The sequence below is a fragment of the Ruegeria sp. genome, from assembly GCF_028066395.1.
In the GTDB taxonomy this organism is placed as follows: domain Bacteria; phylum Pseudomonadota; class Alphaproteobacteria; order Rhodobacterales; family Rhodobacteraceae; genus Ruegeria.
Genome location: NZ_JALCBM010000099.1, coordinates 8,068 through 11,267, shown reverse-complemented (window position 1 = coordinate 11,267; position 3,200 = coordinate 8,068). Strand labels below are relative to the sequence as shown.

At 53.8% G+C, this 3,200-nt stretch carries 3 protein-coding genes and 1 tRNA gene; 2 read left to right on the top strand and 2 right to left on the bottom strand.

The window, feature by feature from the left end; genetic code table 11:
• Positions 1-124: 124 nt before the first annotated feature.
• Positions 125-466: a RidA family protein gene (locus MPJ51_RS20480; protein ID WP_298390714.1), complete on the bottom strand. Its 342-nt coding sequence runs from the start codon at positions 464-466 to the stop codon at positions 125-127.
• Positions 467-982: 516 nt separating this feature from the next.
• Positions 983-1,687 (bottom strand): DUF374 domain-containing protein, encoded by a 705-nt coding sequence (locus tag MPJ51_RS20475; RefSeq protein ID WP_298390712.1) that lies wholly within the window; start codon positions 1,685-1,687, stop codon positions 983-985.
• 142 nt (positions 1,688-1,829) lie between these two features.
• On the opposite strand from MPJ51_RS20475, the gene MPJ51_RS20470 reads away from it, so the two are divergent.
• Positions 1,830-1,905 (top strand) — tRNA-Trp (locus MPJ51_RS20470).
• A gap of 300 nt (positions 1,906-2,205) precedes the next feature.
• A complete protein-coding gene (locus MPJ51_RS20465) occupies positions 2,206-3,072 on the top strand; it encodes a Stf0 family sulfotransferase (protein WP_298390710.1) in 867 nt (288 codons plus the stop codon).
• Positions 3,073-3,200: the final 128 nt, after the last annotated feature.

Here is a 3,200-nt window from a genome sequence, read left to right as displayed (position 1 = left end):
TAATCATGGTAGGCCGGGCTTCAGCCCGGCACATCGTTGAGATTAAAGAAGGCCGTCCCAAACTGGGGTGGCCTTTTTTGTCAAAACTGATTTCCAGTGTTCGCAAAAGCAGTTCTAAGACGCGCTACTCATAAGCGGCATCTACAATGAACTCCACCTTGAGTTCTGGTCGCGCCAGTTTGGCCTCGCCACATGCGCGGGCAGGCGCATGTCCTGCGGGAACCCAGGTATTCCAAACCTCATTCAGGCCTGCAAAATCCTGCATGTCTGCCAGCCAAATCGTCACGCGCAACATTTTTTCACGCGACGAACCGGCTTTCTCAAGCAGGGCGTCAATCTTTTCAAGACAAGTCCGAACTTGATCTTGAATCGTCTCACCCTCGGCGACTTGCCCGGTGAGGTAAGCGACGCCGTTGTGCTTCACAATTTTGGACGACCGTTCACCGGTCTCGATACGTTCGATCATTGGGAGTATTCTCGCTGTTTTTTCGATGCAGTTGTTCTTGGCCACAAGATGCGGGGCTTGGCAAACGGAAACCGAAGTAAACGGGTTTCAAATCACCTGCACTGACAGCGACAAGGAGTGACTTGGGCTCGTGATATGCTCGATGGTCACACGGTTCGAGATTATTCGTCGAATAATCTCAGATCCCACTGTTGGACAAGAGGAACCTTAACTCCCCTTGCCGTTTCTGATATGGATTCAGAGTGAAATCTGGGTCGCACTACATCGGCGCACCGGTTCGTGTCGCTGCGTGGTGCGAAACCCTGACCCGCCCAGGGATGGATGTCTCGCTCGGTCAGGTCGGCCCGAACTTTTGATCCGGGACAGGATCACCGGGCAATGCTATCGGATCATGCGGTTTGGGTCAAAAGGGGCCAGCGGCGTTTTCGGCTTTGACGCCGCCGATCTATCCGACAGCGCCGATACCCCAAATTCCGGCATGGTCAGCCTGCAACAGGAACGCTTCTGACCCTGACTTTAGGGGGTCCCACCCCAGGGCTCGCGCCCGACCATCCGGTCTGCCTCGGCGGTGATGTCGTTCATATGTTGCTCAAGGCTTACGCGCAGAGCTTCGATCTGCTCCTCCGTCGCCTTGCGAGGGACGGTTTCGGTCCATTCCCGGCACAGGAACACACCTTCATTGCGCCAGGGGCGGGGCATCAGCAAGCGGTCCCAGGTGCCGGCCTCACGCCCATGTCGCGCCGAATAGGTGATGCCGAACACCCGCTTGCCCGAGGTGCGTGCCCAGACCAGCGGGACGGTTGACGAAACACGTTCCGGCCCGCGTGGGCCGTCGGCGGCAATGCCGATCGAGACGCCCTGTTTCATCTTGCCCAAGACCTCGCGCGAGAGGGCAACGTGGCGTTTGCGGCTGGTCATGGCGATTGTGTCCATGCCGAACAGTTTTTGAACCCGCCCCACCATGCTGCCTGCCCGCGCGGCCGAGGTTATCGAGCAGATCCGGCCCTTGTCCAAAGGAAAGAAGTAGGGCGACTGGGCCAGACGTTGATGCCACAAAACAACAATCACCGGTTCGCCCTGTGCGGCCAGCGTGTCCAGTTCCTCATACCCGATCCGCTGCCAACGCGTGTTGCGATGCACCAGCCGGATGTAACCAGCGATGCGTCGGGCCAGCCAGTTCAACATGGCTTCGCTGTCGGCGATTTTCTTGCGGATGCTCAAGGGCGGTATCCTTCTGCTGGCCGAACCTTGTCTTAAAGAACTGCACGTCAGGCGCAACTTATTTGTCGGATGGGTTCTGGTCGAGAAAGTGAAAAAGCCTCTTGAGTCCGCCGCGCCACTGGCATATCTGAGGTCGCACCACAGGGGTATAGCTCAGTTGGTAGAGCGACGGTCTCCAAAACCGTAGGTCGCGGGTTCGAACCCTGCTGCCCCTGCCATTCACCTCGGCGACCTTCACGCAAGAGCGATGAACGTCGCACAGAGCTTCATGGGCTTTCTCGAAAATGGGTGACCTGTGCCTTACGTATGTGGAGCCTGCTAGTGTGGACGGTCGCGCTGGGAAGAAAGAGAACAAAGAGCATATGTTTCAATCGATTGAACTGCTCTCGGGTATTTTCTGACGAGTGAATAATCGTCCTCTGGTTTGTGGAATGTCATTTGTGAGTTGTGGAATTCTGCATGTTCGACAATAGTGCAGAGAACAGGCCACAGCCCATTACCTACCGAAGTTGCTAGCTATGAAGAACAAGTTTCCGCTAATGAAGAAGTTACTATCTGGGCGCCAGCCTGCCAGCGAACTTAGCGCGCCGAAACTGGAAGAATTCTTCAAGTCTTGCAATGTGTCTAGAGTTCTTGATTACGTGTCTGAACGTACGCCTTTCGAGTCTATCGAAGGTTCTGAATTAGGCGACAAAAAGCTGTGCTTGATCTGCAAGACACCGCGGTCGGGCAGCACCTATCTATGTTCCCTCTTAACGGACAACAATATCGCCGACACTTGGGACCATTTCCGTTGGGCGCAAGGTGATATAGAGCGTGACATAGAAGCGTATGACGCCAAGAGCTTCGAAGACTATTTTCTGGGTAAGGTGAATGAAAAAAGTGGGGCAGATGGTTTGTTCGTGACAACCATAAGCTTTGAACAATTCGTTCCACTTTACTTCTCCGGTATCTTTGACCGGTATCTAAAAGACGCCACGTTTGTCATGCTGACCCGGCGGGACGTGCTGTCTCAGGCAATTTCGCTGTATATTGCACACCAATCAGGCTATTTTCACACGTCGGTCAGTTCGCCCGACAACAAGGCGAAAATACAAGATGTCCCTTATGACGCCCAAAAGATTCTGGATCAAACAAACATGATCCTCAACATGCAAAATGACTGGGAAAAGGTGTTTGTGGCAGAGGGTATTTCTCCGCTCAGAATAAACTATGAAGAAATATCTGGCGATCCTGCAACGTCGTTGGAGAGAATCCTGGCGCATGCCGGTGTGACAGGCCATGGCCCCTTCTCGTTCCAGACGAAAGTCAAACGGGTTTCAACGGAACGGAATAGCCTGATGAAAGACCAGTTCTTGCGCGACATGACGGCGCGAGTGGTTTAGCGACACATTCGTATGTTTCGAATCTGAGAACAGTCAATTTCCCAATGATTCATGGACACATTTTTGACACAATGCCACTCTGCCTGCGTGGGCGGCACGTCCTTATTTTAGCACATACTGGTTTTTCC

Bases quoted from the DNA above. Each gene is read 5' to 3' on its own strand.
- MPJ51_RS20465 (WP_298390710.1), top strand. From the start codon at position 2,206: ATGAAGAACAAGTTTCCGCTAATGAAGAAGTTACTATCTGGGCGCCAG.
- MPJ51_RS20480 (WP_298390714.1), bottom strand. From the start codon at position 466: ATGATCGAACGTATCGAGACCGGTGAACGGTCGTCCAAAATTGTGAAG.